The organism is Streptomyces sp. NPDC020422 (assembly GCF_044386705.1).
GTDB lineage: Bacteria > Actinomycetota > Actinomycetes > Streptomycetales > Streptomycetaceae > Streptomyces.
The window spans coordinates 103,798-130,507 of record NZ_JBIRVJ010000013.1; the positions used below are offsets into that span (position 1 = coordinate 103,798).

The window sequence follows — 26,710 nt, forward strand, 5'->3', positions numbered from 1 at the left end:
CCTATCGCCCGGCCCGGGCCGCGCGGCGGATCGTGGCGTCCACCAGGGCGAGCGCGTCCGCCGCGGTACGGCCCGGGGCGCGGTTCCAGGGGCCGATGAGCCCGGTCCAGCCGTGCGAGCGGAGCTCTTCGAGCATCCACGCCCCCGCCTCGTTCATGGTGGGGGCGCTGCCGTAGCCGAGCCGGTGCGCGGCGAGCATGGCACCGCAGACACAGCGTGCGCCGCGGGCGTCGCGGAGCCTGTACGGGGTGTTCTGCCACCCCCACTCCGTCAGGACCCGCCGGGCGTGGGCGAGATGGACGGAGGGCCGCACGTCGGGGCTGCCGATCCGGCGCCAGACGTGCAGCCGGTCGGGCAGCATCGCGCCGAGCCGGCCGGGCAGCGGCCGCTCGGCGGGCCGGGCCGGGGGCAGCGCGTCGAGGGCGTCGGCGACGAGCCGGTCCACCGGGACGGACAGCAGCCGGCGCCAGTCTGCGGCATCCTCCCGTACCGGCGGGGCCTCGGCCCAGCGGTCCACGATGTCCTGCCAGGCGGCGGTGTCGAGGAGGGCGGCGGCCTCGCGGTCGAGAGCGTCGGGGGTGGTGGCGACAGACACGCGGCGACTCCATGAGATGCGTACGATTCACGCCGATTCTCATATAAATGTCGGTTTTGTGCCCCTCGAATCGCCCTCATGATCGTCGGAACCCCTGCGCGACACCTCCCGAGGGCATACGGTCCCCCTGAAGTCCCCTGAACCCCTGAACTCCCCTGACGCCGCGAAGGAGCGCACACGTATGAGAATCGCCGTACTCGGCACCGGCGACGTCGGCCGGCAGCTCGGGAGCAAGTTGGTCGCGGTGGGCCACGAGGTGACGCTCGGCTCCAGGACCGCGGACCATGCCGGAGCGACGGCGTGGGCGGCGGAGAACGGGGCGGCCCACGACACGTTCGCGGGGGCGGCGGCCGCGGCCGAGCTGGTGGTGAACGCCACCGGGGGTCTGGTGTCGCTGGCGGCGCTGGAGGCGGCGGGCGAGAAGAACCTGGCGGGCAAGGTCCTGGTCGACGTGTCGAACCCGCTGGACTTCTCGGAGGGCTTCCCGCCCACGGTCCGGCAGCCCGACGGCGGCAGCCTGGCCGAGCAGATCCAGCGCACCTTCCCCGAGGCGCGGGTGGTGAAGACGCTGAACACCATGACCAACACGGTGATGGTGGACCCCGCCCGGGTCCCGGGCGATCACGTCGTCTTCGTGTGCGGCGACGACCCGGAGGCCAAGGCCACCGTGACCGGCCTCCTGCGGTCCTTCGGCTGGCCGGACGCCCGGATCGTCGACCTCGGCGATCTGTCGGGCGCCCGGGGCACCGAACTGCTGCTGCCCCTGTGGGTGCGCCTGATGGGGACCCTGGGGACGGGGGACTTCAACTTCGGACTGCTGAAGGCCTGACGCGGGTCAGCCCTTGAGCACGCCGCCCGTCGTACCGGTGAGGTGCTCGGTGGCGAGGAGCTCGGCGAGCCGCTCGGGCGGGAGCAGGCCCTTCTCCAGGGTGAGTTCCGCGACCGAGCGGCCGGTGGCCAGCGCCTCCTGGGCGATGGCGGTGGCGGCGGTGTAGCCGAGGTGCGGGTTGAGGGCGGTCGCGAGGCCGATCGAGTTCTCGACGCTCGCGCGCAGGGTCTCGACGTTGGCGGTGATGCCGGTGACACAGCGCTCGGCGAGGGTGAGGCAGGCCGCCCGCAGCGAGGTCATGCTCTTGGACAGCGCGTGGAAGATGACCGGCTCGAAGGCGTTGAGCTGGAGCTGGCCGCCCTCCGCCGCCATGGTGATGGTCATGTCGTTGCCGATGACCTCGAAGGCGACCTGGTTGACGACCTCGGGGATGACCGGGTTGACCTTCCCCGGCATGATGCTCGAACCCGCCTGGACGGGCGGCAGGTTGATCTCGCCGAGCCCGGCGCGCGGGCCGGAGGAGAGCAGCCGCAGGTCGTTGCAGGTCTTGGAGAGCTTCACCGCGATCCGCTTGAGCACCCCGGAGAGCTGCACGAAGGCGCCGCAGTCCTGGGTGGCCTCGACCAGGTTGGCGGAGGTCACCAGGGGCAGGCCGGTGAGGTCGGCGAGGTGGCGGCGGGCGGTCTCGGCGTAGCCGGGGGCCGCGTTGAGGCCGGTGCCGATGGCGGTCGCGCCCAGGTTGATCTCGTGGATCAGCTCGATCGCCTCCGCCAGGCGCCCGCGGTCCTCCTCCAGCATCACGGCGTACGTGGAGAACTCCTGGCCCAGCGTCATGGGCACCGCGTCCTGGAGCTGGGTGCGGCCCATCTTGACGACGCTTGCGAACTCGACGGCCTTCTCGGCGAACGCGTCCTGGAGCACGGCCATCGCCGCCAGCAGCTCGCGGGCGGCGCCGATGGCGGCGATGCGGATCGCGGTCGGGTAGACGTCGTTGGTGGACTGCCCGAGGTTGACGTCCTCGTTGGGGTGCAGGTGCCCGTACGCGCCCTTGGGGTGGCCGAGCAGCTCCAGCGCGCGGTTGGCGACCACCTCGTTGGCGTTCATGTTGGTCGAGGTGCCGGCGCCGCCCTGGACGACGTCGACGACGAACTCGCCGTGCAGCGCGCCGCCGCGGATCTCGCGGCAGGCGGCGACGATGGCGCCGGCCTTGTCGGCGGGGAGCAGGCCGAGCTCCTCGTTGGCGAGGGCGGCCGCCTCCTTGACGGCGGCGAGGGCGCTGATGAGCTGCGGGTAGACGGAGATCGGGATCCCGGTGATGGGGAAGTTCTCCCGGGCGCGCAGGGTGTGCACCCCCCAGTACGCGTCGACGGGGACGTCACGGTCGCCGAGCAGATCGTGCTCGCTGCGGACGGACTGCTGCTGTGCGGGGATCACGGTTGCGGGTGCCTTACGCGTCGAAGAGGAAGAGCCTCGGGGAGGGAGAAGGCTCGGAGAGGGAGAGCCTCGGGGGACAAAGAAGGCCGGGGCAGGGGATGGCGGCCAAGGCAGGACCAGGGCGGCCAGAGCAGAAGGCGGCCAAGGCGGCAACAGGGCGGCCAGGGCAGGAGAGGGCCAGGGGACGAGTCTCGGAGGAGTCCCAGGGGAGGAGGGGAGGCTCCGTCGCCGGCGGCCGGGGGAGCGGCCGCCGGCGACGGTGGGGTGGCCGGGGCCATCGGCGGACCCCGGCCGGGCTCAGTGCGCGACGGACAGCGCGGGCTCGGTCCTGACCGGACCTTCCAGCAGGCTCCGCAGCAGGGCGGTGCGGCGCTCGGGCGCGGCGCCGGTGTCGGCGAGCAGGGCGGAGAGCAGGGCGATACGGGCCTGGCCGGGGCGCAGGGTGCCGGCGAGGACCGCGCCGGCGGCCACCAGGTCGACGGCGCCGCCGCCCGTGTAGACCTCGGCGACCGGTCCGGCGGCGACCCGGGTGGACAGGACCACCAGGACGCCCTGGTCGACGGCGCGGGCGACGGCCTCGGCTATCTCGGGCGTCGCGTTCCCCGCGCCGGTGCCGACGAGCACGATGCCCCGCGCCCCGGCGGCGACGGCCGCGTTCAGCAGCAGCGGATCGGCGTCGGAGTGGTGCATCACGATGTCGACCCGGGGCACGGGCCGTCCGGCCTCGGGCACCGGCAGCGGGGCCGAGCGCTCGGGTTCGCGCTCGATGTCGACCTGCCCGAACCCGAGCCGCCCCACGCGCTCGCCGGAGAGGTCGGCGAAGGGGTTGGAAGCGAGCGTCTTGGTCTTGACCGTGCCGCGGGCCGCGTGGACCAGGCCGTCGAAGACGACGAGGACGCCGAGCCCGTGCACGGTGGCGGCGACCTGGAGGGCGTCGTACAGGTTCCCGGGTCCGTCGCCGTCGCCCGTGCCGAAGGGGCGCTGGGCACCGGTGAAGACCACGGGCCGGCGGTCGGAGTGGTGCAGGTCGAGGAAGAAGGCCGACTCCTCCAGGGTGTCGGTGCCGTGGGTGACGACGATGCCGTCGACGCCGGGGTCGGCGAGCGTCTCCTGGACGGCGCGCAGCAGGGTCAGCTGGCGGTCGGTGGTCATGCGGGAGCTGTTGACGTTGAACAGGTCGAGGACCTCGACGTCCACCGCGTCGGGCACGGCCGCGGTCGCGACGACGTCGTTGCCGGAGGCGTCGGCGGCGTATCCGCTGCCCGTCCAGCGGCTCGCGATCGTGCCGCCCGTGCTGATCACCACGATGCGGCGGGGCCTGGCGTCGCGCGTCCACTTCATGACCTTGTGTCCTTCCCTGAGATACGCCGCAACGATAGGCCAACCGACGCGCAAGGCGATTGCGACTTCTCCCCGGAACCATGAACTCCGTGGTGGATAATTGCGCCATGGACCGAATCGATCTTCAGATCTTGCGTGAGCTCCAGGAAGACGGCCGTCTGAGCAACCAGGAGCTCGCCCAGCGCATCGGACTCAGCCCCTCCCCCTGCATGCGCCGGGTGCGCCAGCTGGAACAGGACGGCGTCATCCAGGGGTACCGGGCGGTGATCGATCCGGCCGCCGTGGGGCGCGGCTTCGAGGTGCTGGTCTCGGTCGAGGTGAAGCGCGACCGCGAGACCGTCGAGGCCTTCGAGGAGGCGCTCCAGGACATCCCCGACGTCATCGAGGCCTATCGCCTCTTCGGCAGTCCCGGCTGCCTGCTGCGCATCGCGGTCGCGGACCTCGCGGCCTACGAGCGCCTGTGGATCGAGCGCCTGACCACGCTGGCGGGGGTCACCGAGGTGAACTCCCAGATCATCATGAAGCGGGTCAAGGAGCCCCGGGGCCTCCCGGTCGAGCGCTGACCGAGCGGCGCCCCGGACGCCCGCGCGCCCGCCGGCCGGGGCGGGCCGACCGGAGGCGCGGGCGTCCGCCGGCGCGGCGCCCTCAGGCCGGATAGGCGATCGAGCCCAACGGCGGACAGGGGGCGAGCACGGTGCCGGCACCGGGGCGTTCGACGAAGGCCCTGGCCTCGGCGGCCCGCGCACGGCGGTCGTCGAGGTCGTCGGCGTACCAGGCGTCGCGTCGCGCGCGGTCCTCGTCCCACGAGCCGTCGATGAGATCGAGGCTGGTGTTGCCGGCGCTGCGCCGGAGGTCCGCCCGGACGGCGGCCTGCCGCAGGGCGGTCTGCACCGCGGCGAGATCGATGCGGGCGCCCAGGACGCCGGGGGTGTTCGGCGCGCGCGTCGGCATGGGGGCGCCCGGGAGCAGCGACACCCCGTTGTCGAGCCGGCCGAGGTTGTCGACGGCCGCGTTCCGGGCCTCCCGCGCCATGGTGTGCATTTCCCGGTGCAGCCAGAAGAACTCGTCGAGGTCGGCCTGGGTGACGCGCATCCGTCCGTACAGGGCCTGGAAACGGGGATCGTGGTGCAACGGGCGCAGAGCGGCGCTGTGGAGCGCCACGCAGTCGTTGAAGCCGGCCGCCACCGCGGCCTCGAAATGGGCGATGGCCTGGTCCGTCCGCCCCTGGACGCAGGCCAGTTCACCCAGGGTGGCCTGGCCCGCCGCGACCAGCCACGCGCCGTCGGGGCCGAGCGCCCCGGCCCGCGCGACGACATCGTGGAACCCCCCGGTGCCCACCCCGGCGGGCCCTTCGGTCAGGAGCCGCACCAGCAGTTCGTGCAGACGGTCGGCAAGGGTGCGGACGGTGTCGGCCATGGATCTCCTCGGACCTCGATGGTGAAGAGCGCACGGGGTCGACTCGGCCCGCCGCCCCGTGGAGAGGACGGGCGGACGGCGCGCGAGGTTCCTGCCGGGTCAGGGGCGAGGTCGTGGGCCGGTCCGGGAGAGATGACGAAAGTCTGACGGAGCGGCATCGTCCCTGGCCGTGGACCGGGCGGGCTGGTCGAATCAGGGTGTGAAGAACACGACGGAACATCCCGAGGGCACCCCCGTGGGCCGCCGGGTCGTGCTCGGCCTGCTCGGGCTCGGCGCTGTCGGCGTCGCGGCGGGGCCCTCCCTGGAGCGGGCCCAGAGCGCCCTCGCCGCCACCGATCCCACCGGGCTGACCCGCCTGCTGCCGGGCGGTGGCGCCTTCCGGTACTACTCGGTGGTCTCCTCCGTGCCGGCGCGCACCGAGCTGACCTACGCCCTGACGGTGGACGGCCTGGTCGAGCGCCCGGCCGGCTATCGCCTGGCCGACCTGAGGGCGATGCCGCAGCGCCGGATCGTGCGGGACGTGCAGTGCGTGACCGGCTGGCGGGTACCGGACACGCCGTTCGAGGGCGTGCCCCTCAGGCACCTGCTCGATGCCGCGGGCGTCCGGGCGGAGGCGCGGGCGGTGCGGTTCACCTGCTTCGACGGCACGTACACCGAGAGCCTCACGCTCGAACAGGCCCGCCGTGACGACGTCCTGGTGGCCCTGCGGATGCAGGACGCCCCGATCTCCCACGCCCATGGCGGGCCGGTGCGGCTCTACGTGGCGCCGATGTACTTCTACAAGTCCGCCAAGTGGCTGTCGGGAATCACCGTCACCTCGGCGGTACGGCCCGGCTATTGGGAGCGGAACGGCTATGACGTCGACGCCTGGGTCGGCAGGTCGAACGGGCGGGACGATGAGCCGACCGGCTGACCCGGACCGGCTGCTCCGGTTCACCCGCCCGGTGCGCTGGGCGCACCGGACCACCGCGGCCCTCATGCTGACGTGCCTGGCCACCGCCGCCTGCCTGTACGTGGCTCCCCTGGCCGAGCTGGTCGGGCGGCGCCGGCTGGTCGTGACCGTCCACGTGTGGTGCGGTCTGGCCCTGCCGCTGCCCCTGCTCTGCGGCCTGGTCCTCGGCCCGCTGCGCGCGGACACGGCACGGCTCAGCCGGTTCACCCCTGTCGACCGGGCGTGGCTGCGGGCGGTGCGGTCCCGTGCCCCGCACCGCCCCGCCGGGAAGTTCAACGCCGGGCAGAAGCTCTACGCGCAGTGGACGCTCGGATCGATGCTGGTGATGCTCGGTACGGGCCTGCTGATGTGGCTCACCCAGCTCGCTCCCCTGTCCCTGCGGACGGGTGGGGCGTTCGTCCACGACTGGCTCGCCGCGGCCATCGCCGCGGTGACGGCCGGGCACATCCGGATGGCCGCGCGGGATCCCCAGGCCCGGCTCGGGATGCGCACCGGACTCGTGGACCGCGCATGGGCCGCACGGGAGCACCCGCACTGGAAGGACGAGCGACCGGCGGAACCCGTGCCGTAGCGCCGGCGTCCCGACGCGGCGGGGAGCGGGCGCATCCCCACCGCGGTCACCTCCACCGCCACCGCGGTCACGGCCACCGCGGTCACCGCCACCGGACTGGAATCGGCGGGGGCCGCGGGAGTGGCCGAGCGAGGCGTGGGAGAGAACCGGAATGACCTGGCTCTCCATGATCACGGGCGGCGCTCTCGTCCTGCTCGTCCTGCGGGACGTCTTCCACACGCTCTGGCATCCCACGCGGCACGGCGGGCTGAGCAGGCTGGTGATGCGGGTGGTGTGGCGCCTGTCGGCGCTGCGCGGCACGCGCCGGCGGACGGCCGGCCTCGCGGGACCCACGGGCATGGTGGCGGTCGTCGCCTTGTGGGCCCTCCTCCTGGCCGTCGGCTGGGGCCTCGTCTACTGGCCCCACATGCCGGGGGGCTTCTCGTACGCGGCGGGCCTCGACCCCGGGGAGCACGCGGGCGCCGACGACGCGCTGTACGTCTCCTTGGTCACCCTCTCCACCCTCGGCCTGGGCGACATCGCCCCGACCTCGGGCTGGCTGCGGGTCTTCGCCCCCATGGAGGCCCTGGTGGGCTTCGTACTGCTGTCCGCCACGGTGGCGTGGATCCTCGGCATCTACCCCGCGCTGGCCCGTCGCAGGACGCTCGCCCTGCGCCTGTCGCACGTACGGCGCAGCCCGACCACCCGGCGGGCGCTCGACTCCGACGGCGGCGCCACACTCCTGGACGGGCTCGCCTCCACCCTGTCCACGATCACGGTCGACTTCCTCCAGTACGCCGAGTCCTACTACTTCTACGACGGGGACGAGAACACCTCCCTGCCCGGCCAGCTCGGTTTCGCCCTCGCCCTCGCGGAGGAGGCCTCGGCGGCGCGCCACCCGGACGTCCGGCTCTCGGGATCGGTGCTGCGTACCGCCCTGGAGGACCTGGCCACCGTGCTCGACGAGCGCTTCCTGCGCACCGGAGCGGCCACCGAGCACGTCTTCGCGGCCTATGCCGAGGACCACGGGAACCCCGGAGAACCGACCGCACCTGCCGGGCCGCGGGGAACCGGGCGGCGATCCTGAGGGACGGCGCGCCGAGATGCGGTCGGTCCGGCAGGCAGGCGCCGGCGGCGGCGTCCCCTCCGCCTGACTCGGTGACCAGGGCCGACCCGGTCGTCGGCGCCGGCCCGTTCGAGGAGGGAAGGGCCGAACAGGGTCTTGCGCTGATCACCAAGGAGGTCGCGGGGTCAGGTCCCCGGCGCACGGGGCTCTGTCGAGGGTGGTCGGAGCGGTTCCTCCAGCACGCTCCAGGCGACCGGGCCCAGGAGGTCGCCCAATCGCCGGAAGACATCGATGAGCATGTCGTCCACGGTGAGGACACCCACGACTCGGTGTCCGTCGAGGACCGGCAGGCGGCGGACTCCCACCCTGCGGAAGGTGCGGTAGGCGACGTGGATGCCGTCGGAGACGTCCACGGTGATCACGGGCGAGGTCATCACCGAATCCACCGCCTCCTCCGCGCCGAAGCCCCTCGCGAGGGCACCCACCGCGAGGTCACGATCGGTGACGATGCCGCGCAGGGCCTCCCCTTCGGTGACCACCACGGAGCCGACTCCGTATTCGGCCATCTCCCTGGCGACGCGTCCCAGGGGCGTTCTCGTCGGAACGGAGACCGCCGGGTGGCTCATCATCTCGGAGATCTTCATCATCGGGCTCCTACGATCCCTGGCCGGGAAGCCGTTCGTGCACCGGCCGGGCGCCGTGTTGCGCCTGTTTGTCCCGAGCGATCTCCTCCGAGCGGGTCTCCTCCCGCCCCTCGGTCAGCACCCTGGTCGACTCCGACCGTGACGACTGGCGCCATGGCGACTGCCTCCCACCTGAACGATGCCACGGAAGGGGGCGTGCGGGCGGCGGCGGCAGAGGGCCGAAGCACGCCCGTTCATCTCATTCGAGGAGTACCCCAGTTCGTCCTGCCGCGCATGCGGGCGGCGACGGACCCGGCTCGGTGGCGCTGTGCGCCGGAGGGCCGGTAGGGCCATGCGAGCCGTGGTCCGTTCGGCCCCTTCACGGGCCCGTCCGGCACTCGGAGAGCGCGCTGACGGGCGCCAGGGTGGGGGTGACAGGTCGTTCCACGACCCGAGGGAGCGAACGATCATGCCGACAGACACGGAAGGCTGCCGCAGCTTCTTCCCTGAGTTCCCCGACGTCAGGGACTGGTTCGGCGACCTTCGCCACCGTCACTGTGGACGTCGACGTCCTCACGGTCAGTGCCGGGCATGAGGCGAGCACCGAGACGAAGGACCGCTCCGAGCTCCGCCAGGGCACCTTCGAGCACGCGGTGCCGACACCATCACACCGCGCCGAGCCCGTGCGGGCCCGGCGCGGGCCCGCTCACCTGGAGGCCCGCCATGCGCGACGGAACCACACCGGCACCCGGGCAGCCGGAGCGGCCCTGGCACGACGGCCGAAAGGCCGACCCCGCCGGTCCGCACGCCGACATCCTGCGCCGCCCCTGCGACCGGATCCGCAACCGCTGGCACGTCGGCCTCGCCCTCGCGGTGCTCGTCGCCCTGCTCTGCGGCGTGGTCGCGGGTGCCCGTATGTGGAGCGACGCGGCACGAAACGCCCGTGCCGAGTCCGCCCACCGCCACGAGACCACCGCGACCACCCTCGCCCGCGCCAACGGCCCGTCGACGGCGGCCCGCTTCGACACACCCCCCGTGCTCGTCGACGCCTCCTGGCGCGCCCCCGACGGCGCACCGCGCACCGGCAAGGTCGCCGTCCAGCCTCGTACCGCCGAGGGCACCACGGTGACCATCTGGGTCGACGACGCCGGGGCGGTCACGCGCGCCCCCCGCAGTGCGGCCGAGGGACAGTTCGGCGCCGCCGTCGGCGGTACGCTCGTCGCCGGGGCGCTCGCCCTGACCGCCGCCGGCGTGGTGGGCCTGCGTCTGCGGCGCACCGAGGCCGCCACCCTGGACGAGTGGGAGAGGGAGTGGGCCGTCGTGGAGCCGCTGTGGACCCACCGTGGGCGTACCTGAACCGGGCCGGCCAGCCCCCCAGGGCAGGGGGCCGTCCTGATCCGCTGGTGCCGGGCCCTTCGGTCCCCGGGTATGACCTGCGCGGCCCTCCCCGTGCCCGCGCCCCCGCGGCAGCCTGTGAGGGAAGGGCTGGAGGACACCATGACCACCACGCGGACGCTCCTGAACGAACTGGCTCCCGAGGCCGGCGACCGACTCCTGGAGCACTCTCACCCGGTCCGCTTCCCGGTGGGCACGCGCATCTTCGACCAGCGTCAACAGGCCGACCGCTTCTGGATCATCGAACGCGGTCGCGTCGCACTCGACATGCACGTACCGGGTCGCCGCAACGCCGTCGTGGACACCCTCGCCTCAGGCTCCCTCCTCGGCTGCTCGTGGTTGTTCCCGCCCTACCACTGGCACCTCGGCGCCACGGCGACCACCGAGGTGCACGCCCTCGAGTTCGACGCGCGGGCCGTCAGGGAGCTCTGCGCCGAGGACCTGACCGTCGGCGAGGCCGTGTTCGCCTGCGTAGCAGCCACGATGGCGCGCCGGCTCCTTTCCGCCCGCAGCCGTCTGCTGGACGACCTCATGCCGCGCGTCGGCGCGGAAGACCTCGCGTACGCCCGGTGAGGAGACAGCCATGACCGACAGGCCGTTCACCGTGGCCGACGTGATGACCAAGAAGGTCGTCGCCGTCCTGCCCGGCGCGGAGTTCAAGGAGATCGTCACCGCCATGGAGCGGTGGAAGGTGACCGCCGTGCCCGTCGTCGAAGGCGAGGGCCGGGTCCTGGGAGTGGTCTCCGAAGCGGATCTGCTCCTCAAGGAGGAGTTCCACGACCATCGCCTCGGCCTCATCGAGCAGATGCGACGCCTGGACGCCACCGCCAAGGCCGGCTCCCACCGCGCCGAGGACCTGATGACCTCGCCCGCCGTCACCGTCGTCCCCGAGGCATCCCTGCCGCGGGCCGCACGGCTCATGGCCACCCATCACGTCAAGCGGCTGCCGGTCGTCGACGCGAGCGGCGTGATCCAGGGGATCGTGAGCCGTGCCGACCTCCTCAAGGTCTTCCTCCGCTCGGACGACGATCTGGCCGCCGAGGTGCGCCGGGATGTCGTCGAGCAGCTGTTCCCGCTTTCCCGTCACCGGATCGACGTTCATGTCGACGACGGCGTCGTGACCCTTTCCGGCGAGGTCCGCGACAGCACGCGCATCGCCCTCGCGGAACGCCTGTCACAGGCTGTCGAAGGGGTGGTGGACGTGAGGTGCGAGCTCACCGCCCCGGACCGGCCGTAGCCGTGTCCGGTCACACGGGTGCAGGTCACATGAGCTTGGGCCGTACGGCCCTCCCCGAGCCGAAGCGAGCGGGCCATCCTGAATGGCGGGGCCTCCTGTCGAACGCGCATGAAGGAGACGAGCGATGAGGCACCGCAGCGTCGCCGATCTGATGACGCCCACCGCGGTCAGTGTCGTGCGGGACACGACGTTCAAAGAGGTCGCGCGTCTCCTGGACGAGTTCGACATCACGGCGGTGTGCGTGGTGGACGAAGCGAACCGGCCGCTCGGTGTGGTCTCGGAGGCGGACCTGGTGCGCCGCCGTGCCACCGGGGCCGGGCTCGACACCGCGGGCGCGCTCATGTCGAGTCCGCCCGTCGTCGCCCGACCCGAGTGGAGCGTGGTGCGCGCCGCCCGGGTGATGGACCGGGCCCGCGTCAAGCGCCTGCCCGTGGTCGACGACGACATGCAGCTCGTCGGCGTGCTCAGCCGCAGCGACCTCGTCCAGCTGTTCCTCCGCAGGGACAGGGCCATCCAGGAGGAGATCGTCGAGGACGTGGTCACCCGCACCCTGGGGCTGAGTCCGTCGGCCCTTTCGGTGGAGGTCACGGACGGCAGGGTCACCCTCAGCGGCACGGTCCCCCGCCGCGGCCTCGTTCCGGTGCTTCTGCGCCTCTGCAGGAGCGTCGACGGTGTCGTGGGGGTCGTCGACCGGCTCACGTACGAAATCGACGACATGACGGGGACGTGACCCGGCGGTCACGTGGTGGCCGCTCGCCCCCGCCGCCCTGCGGCGGCACCCTCTCGGCAACAGGACTCGGGGCACAGAAGCACCGGAGGCCGGTCATGAAGCATCCACGTACCGTCGACGACGTGATGACCCATGCGGTGGTCTCCGCCAGGCTCGACGCGCCGGTCAAGGAGATCGTCCAGTCCATGCGGCGCTGGGGCGTGAGCGGGGTCCCCGTGTTGTCGGCCGAGGGGCGGGTGGTCGGCGTCGTGTCCGAGGCGGACGTTCTCGGCAGACCACCGCGAGGGGAAGGGGACGGCCTGGGAGCGGTGACGGCGCGCAGCCTGATGTCGGCGCCGGCCGTCACCGTTTCGCGCGGCGCCACGATCGCGGGGGCGGCTCGGCTGATGGGGCGCGGTCGTCTCAAGCGGCTGCCCGTGGTGGACGAGGACGGCCGCCCGGTGGGTGTCGTCAGTCGAAGCGACCTGCTCAAGGTCTACCTGCGGTCCGACGCCGAGGTCGCAGAGGACGTGCGGCACGAACTCCTCACCCACCTGATTCCGGCGGGCGACGCAGAGCTCACCGTACGTGTCACGGACGGCGCGGTGACGCTCGGTGGGCGCCTGCCCCGGTCCGTACCCGAGGATCTGGCCGTGCGGCTCAGCCGGGCTGTGCCCGGGGTGGTGGACGCGGCCGCGGAGTTCACGCCCGCGTAGCGGCCTCCGCGTCATGCCGTGCAGTGGGGGCGAACAGTCCCGGAAAGGGACCCGTTCGGCACTGCCCCGGGGTGGGCCCCGCGCAGCAGTGTGGGATCTGGCGGGGCCGGCCGCGTCCCGTGAAGGAGGACCGTCATGCAGCACCGTACGGTTTTCGAGGTGATGACCCACTCCGTGGTCACCGCCGCCCCGCAGACCCCGTTCAAGGAGATCGCGCGGCTCTTCGCCGAGAACGACGTCTCCGCGGTCCCGGTCGTCGATGCGGACCGACGCCTGCTGGGCGTGGTCTCGGAGGCCGACCTGCTGGGGGCCACGGCCGAGCTCCCCGATCCGGAGGGCCGCCCGGCGGGCGTCGGACTGCCGTTCCGGAAGCAGGCGCCGCCCGGTGCGGAGACCGCCGCCCAGCTGATGACCTCGCCCGCCGTCACGGCCCAGCCGGACTGGAATCTCGTCGAGACGGCCCGGACGATGCACCGCAAGGGGATCAAGAGGCTGCCCGTCACCGACGAGGCCGGTCGGCTCGTCGGGATCGTCAGCCGAAGCGACCTGCTCCGGCCCTTCCTGCGCAATGACACCTCGATCCGTGACGAGATCGAGCACGACGTCCTGGACCACACGCTGCGCCTCGCCCCCGACACGATCCACGTGACCGTCGACGACGGAGTCGTCAGGCTGACGGGACGGGTCGACGAGCGTGCCGACATCCCCGTGATCGTGCGGCTCTGCCGCTCGGTCGACGGAGTCGTCGCCCTGCACGAATCGATCGCGTACTCCTACGACAACCTCGCGCTCGATGTCGAGCCACCCCGAGGAACACCCTCCGGGTAGCACCGGTCATGTCCCATCACGACAGCGCCCGGGGCACGTTCCCCTGGTCCCGCGAGCGGCCGACGGCGGGCGTTTCCTGCCCGCCGCTGCGGGACACGTTCGAGACGGGCGTCACGGACTGACGGTGGCCGACCGTGTCCTCACGAGGGCCGGACGGTCGCCGAACGGAGCGGGGGGCCCGTGGAACCGGGGCACGGCGGCCGGAGGGTGGGGAACAGCACGGCTCACGCCGTCCACGCCTATCACTGCCGGGAGGCGATCATGGCCCGGACCACGGGGAGCCCACCCGTCGCGGACGCGCCGCGGCCCTGGGAGATGCTGCTCCTCGCCACCATCGGGTTCGCCCTCTGCTTCTGGGCGTGGGCACTGCTGGCCCCTCTCGGCCCGCGGCTGCGGGACGACCTCGGACTGAGCTCCTTCGAGCAGTCGCTGGTGGTCGCCGTGCCCGTGGTGGTGGGCGCGCTCGGCCGCATCCCGGCGGGGGCGCTGACGGACCGCTGGGGTGCCCGCCGCATGTTCCCCCTCGTCGCGGCCCTGACGATCCTCCCCGTGCTGTACCTGGGTCACCTGGCCGACTCGTTGGCCGAGGTGCTCGCAGGCGGATTCCTCCTCGGGGTCGGCGGCACGGCCTTCGCCGTCGGCGTCCCGTTCGTCAACGCCTGGTACCCGCCGGCTCGGCGGGGCGTCGCCCTCGGAGTCTTCGGCATCGGTACGGGAGGCACGGCCCTGTCGGCGTTCACCACCGTCCAGCTCGCCGACGCCGTCGGCCGTGCGTTCCCCTTCGACCTGGTCGCCGGCTGCCTCGCGGTGTACACCGGAGTCGCCTGGTTCCTCCTGCGCGACAATCCGGGGCGCGCGACGGCCGCGGGGTCGCTGCTCTCGCGTACCGCCCTGGCCATGCGCACGCCGGCCACCTGGCAGCTGGCCTTCCTGTACGCCGTGTCCTTCGGCGGGTTCGTCGCCTTCAGCGTCTACCTGCCGACCTATCTCACCCGGGCCTACGACCTCGGCCGCTCCGACGCCGCCCTGCGGACGGCGGGATTCGTCGTCCTCGCCGTGGCCATGCGGCCCGTGGGCGGCTGGCTGTCGGACCGCGTCCACCCCGTGTCGGTACTGACGGTCTCGTACGGGCTCGTCTCGGTGGCCGCCCTGGTCGCGGCGTTCGAGGCGCCCCTGGTCCCCGTGGGAACGGCGGCCTTCCTCGGCATGGCCGCGGGCCTGGGGGCCGGGGCCGGGGCGGTCTTCGCACTCGTCGCACGGCTGGTTCCGGCCCAGCGGGTCGGGTCGGTCACCGGACTGGTCGGGGCGGCGGGCGGTCTCGGCGGCTTCTTCCCACCGCTCGTCATGGGAGCCGTCGACAGCATCGCGCACGACTACACGTGGGGCTTCGTCCTCCTCGCCGTCACCGCGACGGCTGCGGGCGCCTTGGCCGCCACCGCTGTCCGGCGACGCGCTCGGGCGGCCGCGGACGTCTGACCGACGAAGCCGGGGGGCGAGCGGGCCCTTCGCCCCCCTTCGCGGGCCTGGGTGGCCATCGCCCCCGAAGCCCCGCCATCAACGGGTCCCGTGCGCCCGTACGGCGCGGCGGAGCCACGGAGGAAACCGGACGATCCTGAGCGACGGCGCACCGAGGCGAAGTTCCAGACCGGCATGAAGCGGGTCAAGGGGCCCAAGCGTTTCCCGGTCGAGCGCCGATCCGCTGCCGGGTCGTCAACCTCCGGGTGGAGCAGGGCATTCCATGGGTGGGATCTGGTCATGTACGGTTCAACCGCGCGTGATGTGGACGTCCGATCCCCGACGTTCTACGCGCGCAGAGTGGGCGCCCGCACCGCCTTTCCGCCATATCGCCCCATCCCCCTCACGGAGGTCTGACGGATGCTCGGACTCAGAAGGTCCACCCGCCACACCGCACCCCACCGCACCAGCAAGCGCCGTGTCGCCACCCTGACCGCCGTCGGCGCGCTCGTCGCCGCGGCCGCCGCCCCGGCCCTCGGCGCCCCCGCATCGGCGGCCCCGGCACCGGCCGCGTCCGGAGCGGCGACGGGGACGGCCACGACTCCCCTGCGCGTGCTGTTCGACAACTCCAAGGCGGAGACCGCCGGAAACGCCGACTGGATCATCGGCACCGGCCAGCCCGACCCGCTCACCCAGAACGCCTCGCCCTCGGTCGAGACCGACTGGACCGGCGCCATCTCCGCCTGGGGCGTGGCCCTGCAGAGGACCGGACGCTACTCCCTCAGGACGCTGCCCTCGGGCGGCACCATCACCTACGGCACCACCGCCGCCACCGACCTGCAGAACTTCGACACCTTCGTGCTGCCCGAGCCGAACGTGCGGCTGAGCGCGAGCGAGAAGACCGCGGTCATGAGGTTCGTCCAGAACGGCGGCGGGCTGTTCCTCGTCTCCGACCACTCCGACGCCGACCGCAACAACGACGGCTGGGACGCGGTCGAGATCATCAACGACCTGATGTCCGACAACGGAGTCGACAACACCGACCCGTTCGGCTTCAGCGTCGACACCGGCACGGTGCAGACCGACAACCCGCGCGCCGTCGCGGACACCGCGGACCCCGTCCTCAACGGCACCTTCGGCAAGGTGACCGGCAGCATCATCCGCAGCGGCACCACGGTCACCCTGAAGCCCGCCGACAACCCCGCGGCCAAGGGGCTCGTCTACCGCACCGGCTACTCCGGCACGACGGGCGCCTTCTTCGCGACCAGCACCTTCGGCAGCGGCCGCGTCGCCGTCTGGGGCGACAGCTCGCCGATCGACGACGGCACCGGCCAGTCCGGCAACACCCTCTACGACGGCTGGAACGACCCGGCCGGGACGAACGCGGCGCTCGCCCTCAACGCCACCGACTGGCTGTCGAAGGCGACCACCGGCGGAGGCGGCGGGGGCGGCACCTGCACCGCGGGCCAGCTGCTCGCCAACCCCGGCTTCGAGTCGGGCGACACCGGCTGGACCGCCTCCTCGGGCGTCATCACGAACGACCCCGGGCGCCCGGCCCGTACCGGCACGTACAAGGCCTGGCTGAGCGGCTACGGCTCCGCGCACACCGACACGCTCGCCCAGACGGTGACCATCCCGGCCGGCTGCACCACGGCCGCCCTCGGCTTCGCCACGCGCATCGACACGGCCGAGACCACCACGACCACGGCGTACGACACGCTCAGGGTCCAGGTCCTCGACAGCGGCGGCGCGGTGCTGTCGACGCTCGCGACCTACTCGAACCTCAACGCGTCGAGCGGCTACGTCCAGCGCTCCTTCAGCCTTGCCGGGTACGCGGGCCGGACCGTGACGCTGAAGTTCACCGGCACCGAGGGATCGACGCTCCAGACCTCCTTCGTGATCGACGACACGTCCCTCACCGTCGCCTGACGCGGCACCCCCGACCACCACCCGCACCCACCACCCCCACCACCCCCACCGGGAAGGACGCAGACCCCCCATGTCCCTTGCTCCCATAGGCAGATGGAAGGTGTGGGCGGCCCTGTCCGCCGCCCTCGTCGGACTCAGCCTCCCCACGCTCACCGCGACTCCGGCCGCCGCCACGACCACCGCGTACGACACCACGTACTACAAGAACGCGGTCGGCAAGACCGGCACGAGCCTGAAGTCCTCGCTGCACACCATCATCAGCAGCCAGAGCAAGATCTCGTACGACGCGGTCTGGAACGCGCTGAAGGTCACCGACCAGGACCCGAACAACACCGCGAACGTCCTGCTGCTCTACAGCGGCACCTCGCGGAGCAAGACCCTCAACGGCGGTAGCGTCGGCGACTGGAACCGCGAGCACGTCTGGGCCCAGTCGCACGGCAGCTTCGGCACCTCGGCCGGCCCCGGCACCGACCTGCACCACCTGCGCGCGGCCGACGTCCAGGTCAACAGCATCCGCGGCAACAAGGACTTCGACAACGGCGGCAGCGCGGTCAGCGGCGCACCCGGCAGCTACACGGACGGCGACTCCTTCGAGCCGCGCGACGCCGACAAGGGCGACGTGGCCCGCATGATCCTGTACATGGCCGTCCGCTACGAGGGCGACGACGCCTGGGCCGACCTGGAGCCCAACGAGTCGACCTCCAACGGCAGCGTCCCCTTCATCGGCCGCCTCTCGGTCCTGAAGCAGTGGAACGAGCAGGACCCGCCGAGCGCCTTCGAGGAGCGCCGCAACAACGTGATCTACAGCTCCTACCAGGGCAACCGCAACCCGTTCATCGACCACCCCGAGTGGGTCGAGGCGATCTGGTAGACCCCCCCCCGGGTACGCCGAGCCGCCGGTGCGGCTCGGCGTACCCGTCGTCGGCGAGCCCCTCGGCCGCGAGCCCGTCAGGCGACCGGCCCAGCTCCGCGCGCGCCCGGGGCCGGGGCCTGGTGAGCTGTACGGGGAGATCTCCGGTGCCCTCGCGTCCGGAACCCCGGAACGCTTCGAGGAGGATTCCGTGCCGGACCCGACGACGTCGTACGCCGACCTGCGCGCCCTGGTGATCAACTGCACCCTGAAACGTTCCCCGGAGCGCAGCCATACCCAGGGGCTGATCGACATCAGCACCGGGATCATGGAGCGCCAGGGCGTGCGGGTGGACGTGCTGCGGGCGGTGGACATCGACATCGCGACCGGTGTCTGGCCGGACATGACGGAGCACGGGTGGGAGACGGACGAGTGGCCGGTGATCTATTCCCAGGTGATGGCCGCCGACATCCTGACCCTGGCGGGGCCGGTGTGGCTGGGTGACAACTCCTCGGTCATGAAGAAGGTCATCGAGCGCCTCTACGCCTGCTCCTCGATCCTCAACGAGCACGGCCAGTACGCCTACTACGGGCGGGTGGGCGGCTGTCTGATCACCGGCAACGAGGACGGCGCCAAGCACTGCGCGATGAACGTCCTCTACAGCCTCCAGCACCTCGGCTACGTCATCCCGCCGCAGGCCGACGCGGGCTGGGTCGGCGAGGCCGGCCCGGGCCCGTCGTACCTCGACCCCGGCTCCGGCGGGCCGGACAACGACTTCACCAACCGCAACACCACCTTCATGACCTGGAACCAGCTCCACCTGGCGAGGATGCTCAAGGACGCCGGAGGCATCCCCGCCCACGGAAACCAGCGCTCCGAATGGGACGCCGGCTGCCGCTTCGACTTCGAGAACCCCGAGCACCGTTAGGACGGGCCGGGCGGCCTCGGCGGCAGGCGGTCGAGCGGTGCCGGTCGGCGGCCTCAGGACGCGGGCAGGGTCGACACGACCTTGCCGGAGGCGTCGACGGCGAGATAGCCGCTGGCCTGGTAGGCGTTGCTCAAGTAGAAGCGCAGTGTCGGACGGTCGTCGTTGAAGGTCCAGCGGTCGACCACGACGTAGCGCATCGTGGGGTCGTCCACCTTGAGGTCGCGTTCGCCGCGCTTCATCAGCGCGGGCAGGCTGTCCCAGGGCATCGTGGTCACGTCGAAGGGCTGCTCGTCTGCGTCGTCGGCGCTGATGGTGCCGCCGGGGCCGGTCTTCCTGGCCACGCCGGCACGGTACTCGTACGCGTCGTAGGTCTTCGCGCCGGGCCGGGTCGGGATGTCCGCCAGGGCGTACTCCTCATAGACCGTCAGGTCCTTGATCGTCGTGGTGCCGCTCGCGCGGCGGAACTCCTCGATGACGGCACGGACGTTGGCGGTGGTGAGGAGGCTGCCGCGGACCGCGGGCGTGGAGGCGGCGGCGGAGGGGGACGTAACCGTCCCCGTCCCCGTCCCCGTTCCCGTTCCCCTGCCCTGGCCCTGGCCCTGGCCCTGGCCGGGGGTGCGGGCGGCGCCGGTCGGCGAGGTGCCGCCCTTCGCCCCGGAGGTCCCGCCGCCGTTGTCGCCGTCGGGGATCAGGTTCACCACGCCGATCACCGCGGCGGTCGCCAGCGCGAGGCCGACGGCGGCGCCTGCGACACGCTTGCGCGGGCTCGGGGGCGCGGGGGTGGGCAGCGTCGGCGGGCCGAAGCCCGCGCCCGGCACGCCGGCCGGGCCGTAGGCGGGGTGGGGGTACGGCGCGGGCGCCGGTGCGTACGGGCCGGGGGCGGCAGGGTAGGCGACGGGCGCGGCAGGAACGGCGGGAGCGGCGGCCGGAGCAGAGGCCGCGGTCGCTCCGCCCTGCGCCTCCGTCTGCGCCTCCGCCAAGAGGCGGTCCAGGAGCGCCCCGTCCGGCCGCTGCGCCGGATCGCGGACGAGGAGCCGGGTCAGTACGGGACCCAGCGCGCCGGAGCGCACCGGCGCGGGGATCGGGTCGTCGAGCACCGCGACCACGGTCGCGAGGCCGGTGGCGCGGCGCAGCGGGTGGTGGCCCTCGGCCGCCACGTACAGGAGCATGCCGAGCGACCACAGGTCGGAGGCCGGGTTGCCCTCCTCGCCGCGGACCCGCTCGGGGGCGATGAACTCCGGCGAGCCGATCAGGTCGCCCGTGGAAGTGAGCCGGGAGGTGGCGCCGTCGAACGCGGCGATGCCGAAGTCGGTGAGCACGGCCCCGCCACCGTGGCGGAGCAGGACGTTGGCGGGTTTGACGTCGCGGTGCTGGATGCCGGCAGCGTGCGCGGCACGCAGTGCGGACAGGACCTGGCGGCCGAGGGCGAGCACCTCGGGGACGGGCATCGGGCCCGCCGCCAGCCGGTCGTACACGGAGCTGCCCTCGACCAGCTCCATCACGATCCACGGGTGCGAGCCGTCCTGCGGCTCGATGATGTGGTGGATCGTCACGACGTGCGGGTTCGAGAGCCTGGCCAGGGCGCGGGCTTCGCGGACGGCGCGTTCGCGCAGCTGCGCGGCGAATCCCGGGTTCGCGTCCTCGACGGCGGGGTCGGGCGGGCGGACCTCCTTGAGGGCGACGTCACGGTCGAGGGCGATGTCGCGGGCGCGCCAGACGGTGCCCATGCCCCCGCTGCCGAGTCGGGAGATCAGTCGGAAGCGCCCGTCGACCAGGGGTCTTCGGTCGTCATTCGTGCTCATGGGCGCTCATCGTAGGGGGTTTCGGGTGCGGGGCCGGAGCGGGCCCGGCCCGGCACCGCCGGAGCGCGGCGAGGCGGGTGGCCGCCGCGCTCGACGTCTCACCGCCGCCCCCGCGGACGAGCCCGTCAGGCCGCGGTGGACCGCTGTGGGGAGCGGAGCACGAGCAGCGTGATCTCGCTGGGGGCGAAGACGCGGAAGGGCGGACCCCAGAAGCCGGTGCCGCGGCTGGTGTAGAGCAGGGTGCGGGCGCCGTGGCGGCTGAGGCCCGCCACGGAGGGCTGGTCGAGGCGGACCAGGTGGTGGAAGGGCCAGATCTGGCCGCCGTGGGTGTGGCCGGAGAGCTGGAGGTCGATCCCGTGGGCCGCCGCCCGGTCGATGAACTTGGGCTGGTGCGCGAGGAGGAGGACGGGCAGCTCGGGATCGGCGCCCTGGAGGGCTCCGGCGAGGTGGGCGCGGTGCCCCGCCAGGCCGGAGGACTCGGCCGTGACGTCGTCCACGCCCGCCACCACGAGGGTGTCGCCCCCGCGTTCGAGCAGGAGGTGGCGGTTGCGCAGCGGCTCCCAGCCCAGCTCGTCCATCAGGTCGACCCAGCCCTGGGCCTCGCTGTAGTACTCGTGGTTGCCGGTGACGTAGACACGGGCCCGCGTCGCCCGCACGGTGCCCAGCGGGGCGGCCTGGGCACGGCGGCGTTCGGCCGTGCCGTCCGCGATGTCACCGGTGTGGCACACCAGATCGGCGTCCAGGCCGTTCACCGTCTCGCAGACCCGCGCCGACCACCGGGCACGGTCGAGCGGACCGTAGTGGGTGTCGGTGATCAGAACGACCCGGGTGCCGTCCAGCCCGGCCCCCAGACGCGGGAGCGGCACGTCGAGCCGGCGCACCCGTGGCACGCGCCGGGCCTCGGCGTACCCCCATCCGAGCAGCACGGCCGTCAGCCCGAGGACCGCCCAGGTGACGATGCGCGCGCGGTCCTGGCCGTCGCCGACACCGGCCACGGTCAGCACGAGCCGCAGCAGGACGCCGAGCAGCACGGACCAGGTGAACAGCACCCAGGCGCCGCCCAGCAACGTGTCGCCCACGATCGCGGCCCGGTCCTGCTGACGCCGCCCGTGGCCGCGCACCATCGCGAGCGGCATCGCCACCAGGCCGAGCACGAACAGCGCGGTGCCGCCGACCGCGACGGGCAGGGGCCAGTGCTGCCCGGCATGAAGCAGGACCCAGCACGGCACGGACCACAGCAGGAGGGGCGCGATCAAGGGGATGTACCGCATCAGGCGCTGCAACCCGCTCCGTGACGCCCCGGGCGCCTCCCCGGCGGGGGATCGGGTGTCGCTGGTGTCGGTCATGTCTTCCTCCTGAGCTTCTGCCCCGCGGACGGGATCGTACGGTGGCGGACCCGGGTGCCTCGCGCGCGCCGCCGCGGCGCACGCCGGGAGGCGCATCGGCCGGTGCCTGTCGGACCGTGATCGCGGGGTGGAGGGCGAGCACAAGCGGGACGAGACCGCCGTGGGGGGGTCAGCCGCCGGGCGTCTCCGCTTCGGCCCGACGGCGCCCTCCCGCGGAGGCGACCAGCGCGTCCGCGACGATCGCCGCGTCCGCCTCCGCGACGTCCGCCGGATACTCGGGCAGGAGGTCGTCCCACACCGGCAACCACGAACCGTACAGCTGGGCTTGCCCCGCGGGTCGGGCAAAGAACCAGATGTGCAGGTGCGCCCCGCCGTCCCCGATCCGGTAGACGTGAGCGCGCGAGATGTGCTCCAAAGCCTGCACGTGACGCACGATGTGGGTGGTCAGTACGCCCAGCTCGGCCGCCAACTCGTCGGGCAGGTCGCCCATGTCATGGTGGTCGAGCGGATGCAGCATAAGCACCAGCGGCACCCCGACGCCGGTGATCCGTGTCAGCCGCCAGTTGTCGTTGAACCAGATCCCCTCACCGCGCCCGCGGCAGGCATCGCAGTCGGCCGGATCCTCGCCGTGCCGCGCCGGCTCGGGCAGGACGGGGGGCCGCAAGGGCGAGACACGCAGTCCACCCTCCTCGAACGGGCTGATGTCCCAGCCGGTCATCCGCGCCAGCGGAAGCCGGCGCTCGGCGTCCGAGGCCGCGAGGGCGTGGTCGTAGAACTCATCAGGTCGCAAAGCCATGGTGCGAAGAGTAGTTCGAGCGGTGGCCGCGACGGAGCCGATGCCGTACGGCGGGGGCGGTCGTCCTGACAGGATCGGCAATGGTTCGACCCGGGCGTCGGGCCGGACCGGGCCGTCCTGTCCCGATCCCGGTTCGGGGACCCGGCAGCGCCCTCGCCCTCAGGAGTCGAACAGCAGCCGGTTCGCCACCTCGCGGTAGTGGCGTACGTGGTGCAGGGCGTAGTCCTCGGCCGCGTCCGCGTCGCCCACCGCGATCGCCTCGTACAGCAGGCGGTGCTCCTCCCACAGCGACTCCGGCTCGTCGATCTGCTGGAACAGCCAGCGCAGCCGGCCCTCCAGGGATTCGAGGGCGGTGACGAGCAGCTCGTTGCGCGACAGACGCACGATGTGGGCGTGGAAGGCGGCGTTGGCCCGCGAGAGCTCCTCCGGGCCGCCCGAGTCCGTCGCGGCGCGGGCCCGCGCGAGCAGCCGGGCGAGTGCGTCGAGCTCGGTGAGGGTGGCGCGTTCGGAGGCCCGGCGGACCGCCAGGACCTCCAGGGCCTCGCGCATGTCGAAGAGGTTGTCGACGTCCTGCCGGGTCATCTCGCGCACCACGATCCGACGCTGGGAGACGGTCTGCAGGAAGCCCTCGCCGATGAGGATGCGGATCGCCTCGCGCACCGGGACCCGCGAGACGCCGAAGTCCTCGGCCACCTCGCGCTCGACGAGCCGGTCGCCCGGCTTGAGCCGTCCCGTGATGATGCGGTCGCGCAGCCCCTCGCAGACCTGGTCGCGAAGCCAGCCGCCCTCGGGGGCGGTCGCGCCGGCTTCGGCCTTCTGTGTCCCTGTCCCGGTCACATGTCCTCCCGGTGTCCAGGCCTTACCGTATGCCACCCGCGCCACTGGTCCGGTCCAACCCCCCGACCGCGCCGCCGACCGCACCCCCGCTCTGACCTCCTGTGATCCACGCCTGATCCACTTGACGCGCACACAGGATCCACTTAGCTTCGCCTTACCTAACCTCACCTCGAAAGACTTCCGCCATGCCGAGAACCCTGCCGCGCCTCCACGCGTCGGGCCCCACGCCCGATCGCGAGCTCACCCCCGGCTGGCTGCTCGCCGCCGTCGGGGTGCTCGCCGCCGGGTTCCTCGCCGCCTCCTGCTGGACCGCCGGCCATGTGCACGCGGACGTCACCCTGCAGACCGCCGCCCGCTTCCTGCACGTGGCGAGCCTGGTCGTCGGCCTCGGCTCGGTGCTCGCCGTCGACTGGTTCGCCGCGCTGTGGCTGACCGGGCGGCGACCCCTCGCGGGCGTCCTCGACACGGCCTGCGCCCTTCAGACGCCCATCTGGGCCGGCCTCGGCGGGCTCACCGTCACCGGCCTCTTCCTCCGCCCCGACCTCGGCTCACCGCTCACCCTCGTCAAGCTCGGCCTGGTCCTCGCCGTCACGCTCAACGGCCTGTACGCGCACCGCCTCGGCCAGCTCCTGGAGCGCTTCCGCGGGTCCGGCGAGGTGCCGCGCCGGCTGTTCGTCCGCTCGGCCGCCGCCGCGGCGGTCAGCCAGGCGGGCTGGTGGGGCGCGACCCTCATCGGCTTCCTCAACAGCCAGTCCTGATCACCCTCCTGAGCCCTCTCGGGGGCCGCCCCCGCCTGGTCCTCCTGATCCCTTCCCGTGCCCACTCCGGGCCCCCGCCCGATCGCCCTCCTGGCCCCCCTGACCCGTTCGACCCCTCCTGACCCCCTTTCACCGGCCCCGCACCCACCCCGTTTTGGATTGCCGGACGATCATCCATACGATCCTGCGATGATCACGAGAAAACGGCTGGCGACCGGGGCCTGCGGTGCGCTGCTCGCCGCCCTTGCCGTCGGACTCCTCCCGACGAGTGCCGCCGCCGACGACGGCCCGGTGGCGACGGACTCCCCCAAGGAATCCCCCAAGGTCGAGCTGGTCCTCGACGTCAGCGGCTCGATGCGGCAGCGCGACATCGACGGCCAGTCCCGCATGACCGCCGCCAAGCAGGCCTTCAACGAGGTCCTGGACGCGGTCCCCGAGGAGGTACGGCTCGGCATCCGCACCCTCGGCGCCGACTACCCCGGCCAGGACCGTCAGCGCGGCTGCAAGGACACCCGGCAGCTCTACCCGGTCGGCCCGCTGGACCGCACCGAGGCCAAGACCGCCGTCGCCACCCTCGCCCCCACCGGGTGGACCCCCATCGGGCCCGCCCTGCTGGGCGCCGCCGAGGACCTCAAGGGCGGCGAGGCCACCAAGCGGATCGTGCTCATCACCGACGGCGAGGACACCTGCGCCCCGCTCGACCCGTGCGTGGTCGCCCGTGACATCGCCGCCAAGGGCATCCACCTCGTCATCGACACCCTGGGGCTCGTCCCCGACGCCAAGACCCGCCGGCAGCTGATGTGCATCGCCGAGGCCACCGGCGGCACCTACACCTCCGTGCACCGCACCGAGGAGCTCTCCGGGCGGGTACGGCAGCTGGTCGACCGCGCCGCCGACCCGGTCGTCACCCCCGTCGCCACCACGGGCGCCGAGCGCTGCGCGGACGCCCCGACGCTCAAGCCGGGCCTGTACACCGACCGCCAGGTCATCGGCCGCCACCGCTGGTACCGGGTCGACGTCCTCCCGGGCCAGGAGCTGCGCGCCTCCGTGAGCATCGCGGCCGACCGGGCCGTCGACAACGACTACGGCGTGCTGCTGCGGGCCGTCACCGTGCACGGCCGCGAGATCGTCCGCGGCAGCGAGGCGGGCGACGGGCGCACCGACGTCATCTCGACCGGTCTGCGCTACCCGAAGGCCGACCTCGACGAGGGCTTCGGCGACGGCGACGCCAAGCCGGCCGCGGAGGTCGTCTGCCTCCAGGTCAGCAACTCCTTCTCCGCTCCCCCGTCGGTCAAGACGACCCCGGGCATGCCGGTCGAGCTCGCCATCGACGTGGTCGACGGTCCCGACTCCGCCTCCGACGTGGCCTCGTTCGGCCTCGGCCGCGGCTGGTGGCTGCTCGGCGCCCTGGTGCTCGCCGGCTTCCTCGGCGGCCTCGTGTGGGGCTGGCTGTCCCGTTGGCGCGTCGCGGTCTGGAGGAACCACTGATGCCGATCACCTCGCGCACCTTCGGCCGGCTGACCGCCGGCCTCGCGCTCGCGGGCGCCGCCCTGCTCGGTCCGGCCGCCGCGACCGGCTCGGCCGACACGGCGACGCCCAGCCCGAGCAGCACCGCGAAGGAGGCCGGGCCCACCGAGGCCGGCACCTCCTTCCGCACCGCCGCCTTCTTCCGCCAGGGCCAGGAGGCCACGGCGCAGGCGTCCACGGGTGACTACCTGTACTGGGTGTTCCCCGCCGACACCGGCCAGCGGCCGACCGTCGCGGCCACGGTCACCCTGCCCGACGCGGCCCTGCGGCACGGCTCCTCCGCCTGGCGGATCGACGTGTACGACGGGCTGCGCAGGCGCCAGGCGTGCATGTACGGGATGCAGAACCGGGTCGCGGCCAAGGACACGGCGACGGTGCAGCTCTCCTGCACCCTGCGCCCCGTCCGGGCGGCCGCCGACACCTGGTCCGACGACCCGCTGCCCGGCAGCTACTTCGTCCGTCTCACGGTGACCGGCCTCCCGGAGGAGGACCTGGGTCAGCCTTTCTCGGCGCGGCTCACGGCGACCTCGCTCGACAAGGGCGGGGCGTACGCGACGGACGGCTCCCTGTCCGTACCGCTGGTGCCGGGGGCGAGCACACCGGAGACGGTGGAGGCCCGGGCCCCGGAGGACGGCTGGTCGGGCGGCTGGTGGTCCGACCGCTGGATCTGGACGGCGGCCGGCGGCGTGCTCGCCGCGCTGGCGGGGATCGGCGGCTACGTCCTGACCCGCGGTTCGGGCCGCCCGGGCCGGGTTCCGCCGACGGCCTGACGGCACGCGCACACGGTGGCC

General features: G+C 73.0%; 27 protein-coding genes. 18 read left to right on the forward strand and 9 right to left on the reverse strand.

The genetic code is table 11. From position 1 onward, the window contains the following. Window position 1 precedes the first annotated feature (1 nt). The gene (locus ACH414_RS30345) at window positions 2–595 is read right to left on the reverse strand and encodes a hypothetical protein (protein ID WP_391768727.1); all 594 of its coding nucleotides are present in this window, start codon (window positions 593–595) and stop codon (window positions 2–4) included. A 181-nt stretch (window positions 596–776) separates the two neighbouring features. Between ACH414_RS30345 and ACH414_RS30350 the strand changes: the two genes are divergently transcribed. After that, a complete protein-coding gene (locus tag ACH414_RS30350) occupies window positions 777–1,424 on the forward strand; it encodes an NADPH-dependent F420 reductase (RefSeq protein WP_391768728.1) in 648 nt (215 codons plus the stop codon). Between the two features lie 6 nt (window positions 1,425–1,430). On the opposite strand, the gene ACH414_RS30355 is transcribed toward ACH414_RS30350, so the two are convergent. Next, the gene (locus tag ACH414_RS30355) at window positions 1,431–2,858 is read right to left on the reverse strand and encodes an aspartate ammonia-lyase (RefSeq protein WP_382541084.1); all 1,428 of its coding nucleotides are present in this window, start codon (window positions 2,856–2,858) and stop codon (window positions 1,431–1,433) included. A gap of 297 nt (window positions 2,859–3,155) precedes the next feature. Beyond that, the gene (locus ACH414_RS30360; RefSeq protein WP_382541087.1) at window positions 3,156–4,199 is read right to left on the reverse strand and encodes an asparaginase; all 1,044 of its coding nucleotides are present in this window, start codon (window positions 4,197–4,199) and stop codon (window positions 3,156–3,158) included. 107 nt (window positions 4,200–4,306) lie between these two features. Between ACH414_RS30360 and ACH414_RS30365 the strand changes: the two genes are divergently transcribed. After that, the gene (locus ACH414_RS30365) at window positions 4,307–4,762 is read left to right on the forward strand and encodes an Lrp/AsnC family transcriptional regulator (RefSeq protein ID WP_382541090.1); all 456 of its coding nucleotides are present in this window, start codon (window positions 4,307–4,309) and stop codon (window positions 4,760–4,762) included. Window positions 4,763–4,844: 82 nt separating this feature from the next. Here ACH414_RS30365 and ACH414_RS30370 read toward each other — a convergent pair whose 3' ends face one another. Next, entirely contained in the window at window positions 4,845–5,615 is a 771-nt protein-coding gene (locus ACH414_RS30370) for a hypothetical protein (RefSeq protein ID WP_398944221.1), read from the reverse strand. A gap of 199 nt (window positions 5,616–5,814) precedes the next feature. Between ACH414_RS30370 and ACH414_RS30375 the strand changes: the two genes are divergently transcribed. The 3 genes from ACH414_RS30375 (at window position 5,815) to ACH414_RS30385 (ending at window position 8,204) form a co-directional block, all read left to right on the forward strand. Then, window positions 5,815–6,528, forward strand: coding sequence for a molybdopterin-dependent oxidoreductase (locus ACH414_RS30375; RefSeq protein WP_398944223.1), 714 nt, complete (start codon window positions 5,815–5,817; stop codon window positions 6,526–6,528). Next, window positions 6,512–7,138 (forward strand): cytochrome b/b6 domain-containing protein, encoded by a 627-nt coding sequence (locus ACH414_RS30380; RefSeq protein WP_382541099.1) that lies wholly within the window; start codon window positions 6,512–6,514, stop codon window positions 7,136–7,138. Before ACH414_RS30375 ends, ACH414_RS30380 begins: the two co-directional genes overlap by 17 nt. A 151-nt stretch (window positions 7,139–7,289) precedes the next feature. Further along, on the forward strand, window positions 7,290–8,204 hold the full coding sequence (locus ACH414_RS30385; RefSeq protein WP_398944225.1) for a potassium channel family protein: 915 nt from the start codon (window positions 7,290–7,292) through the stop codon (window positions 8,202–8,204). Between the two features lie 164 nt (window positions 8,205–8,368). On the opposite strand, the gene ACH414_RS30390 is transcribed toward ACH414_RS30385, so the two are convergent. Beyond that, window positions 8,369–8,830 (reverse strand): CBS domain-containing protein, encoded by a 462-nt coding sequence (locus ACH414_RS30390; protein ID WP_382541106.1) that lies wholly within the window; start codon window positions 8,828–8,830, stop codon window positions 8,369–8,371. Between the two features lie 699 nt (window positions 8,831–9,529). Between ACH414_RS30390 and ACH414_RS30395 the strand changes: the two genes are divergently transcribed. The 10 genes from ACH414_RS30395 (at window position 9,530) to ACH414_RS30440 (ending at window position 18,853) form a co-directional block, all read left to right on the forward strand. Continuing rightward, window positions 9,530–10,162, forward strand: coding sequence for a hypothetical protein (locus tag ACH414_RS30395; protein WP_398944227.1), 633 nt, complete (start codon window positions 9,530–9,532; stop codon window positions 10,160–10,162). 141 nt (window positions 10,163–10,303) lie between these two features. After that, window positions 10,304–10,774, forward strand: coding sequence for a Crp/Fnr family transcriptional regulator (locus ACH414_RS30400; RefSeq protein WP_382541112.1), 471 nt, complete (start codon window positions 10,304–10,306; stop codon window positions 10,772–10,774). Window positions 10,775–10,784: 10 nt separating this feature from the next. Next, window positions 10,785–11,438, forward strand: a complete 654-nt coding sequence (locus ACH414_RS30405) for a CBS domain-containing protein (protein ID WP_382541115.1) — start codon at window positions 10,785–10,787, stop codon at window positions 11,436–11,438. A gap of 124 nt (window positions 11,439–11,562) precedes the next feature. Beyond that, window positions 11,563–12,168: a CBS domain-containing protein gene (locus ACH414_RS30410; RefSeq protein WP_398944230.1), complete on the forward strand. Its 606-nt coding sequence runs from the start codon at window positions 11,563–11,565 to the stop codon at window positions 12,166–12,168. Between the two features lie 95 nt (window positions 12,169–12,263). Then, window positions 12,264–12,863: a CBS domain-containing protein gene (locus tag ACH414_RS30415; RefSeq protein WP_382541121.1), complete on the forward strand. Its 600-nt coding sequence runs from the start codon at window positions 12,264–12,266 to the stop codon at window positions 12,861–12,863. Between the two features lie 135 nt (window positions 12,864–12,998). Next, on the forward strand, window positions 12,999–13,691 hold the full coding sequence (locus tag ACH414_RS30420; RefSeq protein ID WP_382541124.1) for a CBS domain-containing protein: 693 nt from the start codon (window positions 12,999–13,001) through the stop codon (window positions 13,689–13,691). 261 nt (window positions 13,692–13,952) lie between these two features. Continuing rightward, window positions 13,953–15,167, forward strand: a complete 1,215-nt coding sequence (locus ACH414_RS30425) for an MFS transporter (protein ID WP_382541126.1) — start codon at window positions 13,953–13,955, stop codon at window positions 15,165–15,167. Between the two features lie 399 nt (window positions 15,168–15,566). Next, window positions 15,567–17,075 (forward strand): hydrolase, encoded by a 1,509-nt coding sequence (locus ACH414_RS30430; RefSeq protein ID WP_398944233.1) that lies wholly within the window; start codon window positions 15,567–15,569, stop codon window positions 17,073–17,075. Window positions 17,076–17,145: 70 nt separating this feature from the next. Next, window positions 17,146–17,946: an endonuclease I family protein gene (locus tag ACH414_RS30435; protein WP_382541131.1), complete on the forward strand. Its 801-nt coding sequence runs from the start codon at window positions 17,146–17,148 to the stop codon at window positions 17,944–17,946. Between the two features lie 190 nt (window positions 17,947–18,136). Beyond that, on the forward strand, window positions 18,137–18,853 hold the full coding sequence (locus tag ACH414_RS30440; protein WP_382541134.1) for a flavodoxin family protein: 717 nt from the start codon (window positions 18,137–18,139) through the stop codon (window positions 18,851–18,853). Window positions 18,854–18,906: 53 nt separating this feature from the next. On the opposite strand, the gene ACH414_RS30445 is transcribed toward ACH414_RS30440, so the two are convergent. The 4 genes from ACH414_RS30445 to ACH414_RS30460 all read right to left on the reverse strand — a co-directional run bounded on the left by ACH414_RS30445 (window position 18,907) and on the right by ACH414_RS30460 (window position 23,634). Beyond that, a complete protein-coding gene (locus ACH414_RS30445; RefSeq protein ID WP_398944235.1) occupies window positions 18,907–20,655 on the reverse strand; it encodes a serine/threonine-protein kinase in 1,749 nt (582 codons plus the stop codon). Between the two features lie 125 nt (window positions 20,656–20,780). Continuing rightward, complete coding sequence (locus ACH414_RS30450; RefSeq protein ID WP_382541140.1) at window positions 20,781–22,001, reverse strand: metallophosphoesterase; 1,221 nt, start codon at window positions 21,999–22,001, stop codon at window positions 20,781–20,783. A gap of 169 nt (window positions 22,002–22,170) precedes the next feature. Then, on the reverse strand, window positions 22,171–22,797 hold the full coding sequence (locus ACH414_RS30455) for a hypothetical protein (protein ID WP_382541143.1): 627 nt from the start codon (window positions 22,795–22,797) through the stop codon (window positions 22,171–22,173). A 159-nt stretch (window positions 22,798–22,956) separates the two neighbouring features. Continuing rightward, a complete protein-coding gene (locus ACH414_RS30460) occupies window positions 22,957–23,634 on the reverse strand; it encodes a GntR family transcriptional regulator (protein WP_398944237.1) in 678 nt (225 codons plus the stop codon). A gap of 185 nt (window positions 23,635–23,819) precedes the next feature. Here ACH414_RS30460 and ACH414_RS30465 point away from each other — a divergent pair, with 185 nt between their 5' ends. From ACH414_RS30465 to ACH414_RS30475, 3 genes are all read left to right on the forward strand, one after another. Beyond that, on the forward strand, window positions 23,820–24,392 hold the full coding sequence (locus tag ACH414_RS30465; RefSeq protein ID WP_382541148.1) for a hypothetical protein: 573 nt from the start codon (window positions 23,820–23,822) through the stop codon (window positions 24,390–24,392). 189 nt (window positions 24,393–24,581) lie between these two features. Continuing rightward, a complete protein-coding gene (locus ACH414_RS30470; protein WP_398944239.1) occupies window positions 24,582–25,880 on the forward strand; it encodes a VWA domain-containing protein in 1,299 nt (432 codons plus the stop codon). Further along, window positions 25,880–26,689, forward strand: a complete 810-nt coding sequence (locus tag ACH414_RS30475; RefSeq protein ID WP_382541154.1) for a hypothetical protein — start codon at window positions 25,880–25,882, stop codon at window positions 26,687–26,689. Before ACH414_RS30470 ends, ACH414_RS30475 begins: the two co-directional genes overlap by 1 nt. The last annotated feature ends 21 nt before the right edge of the window (window positions 26,690–26,710 follow it).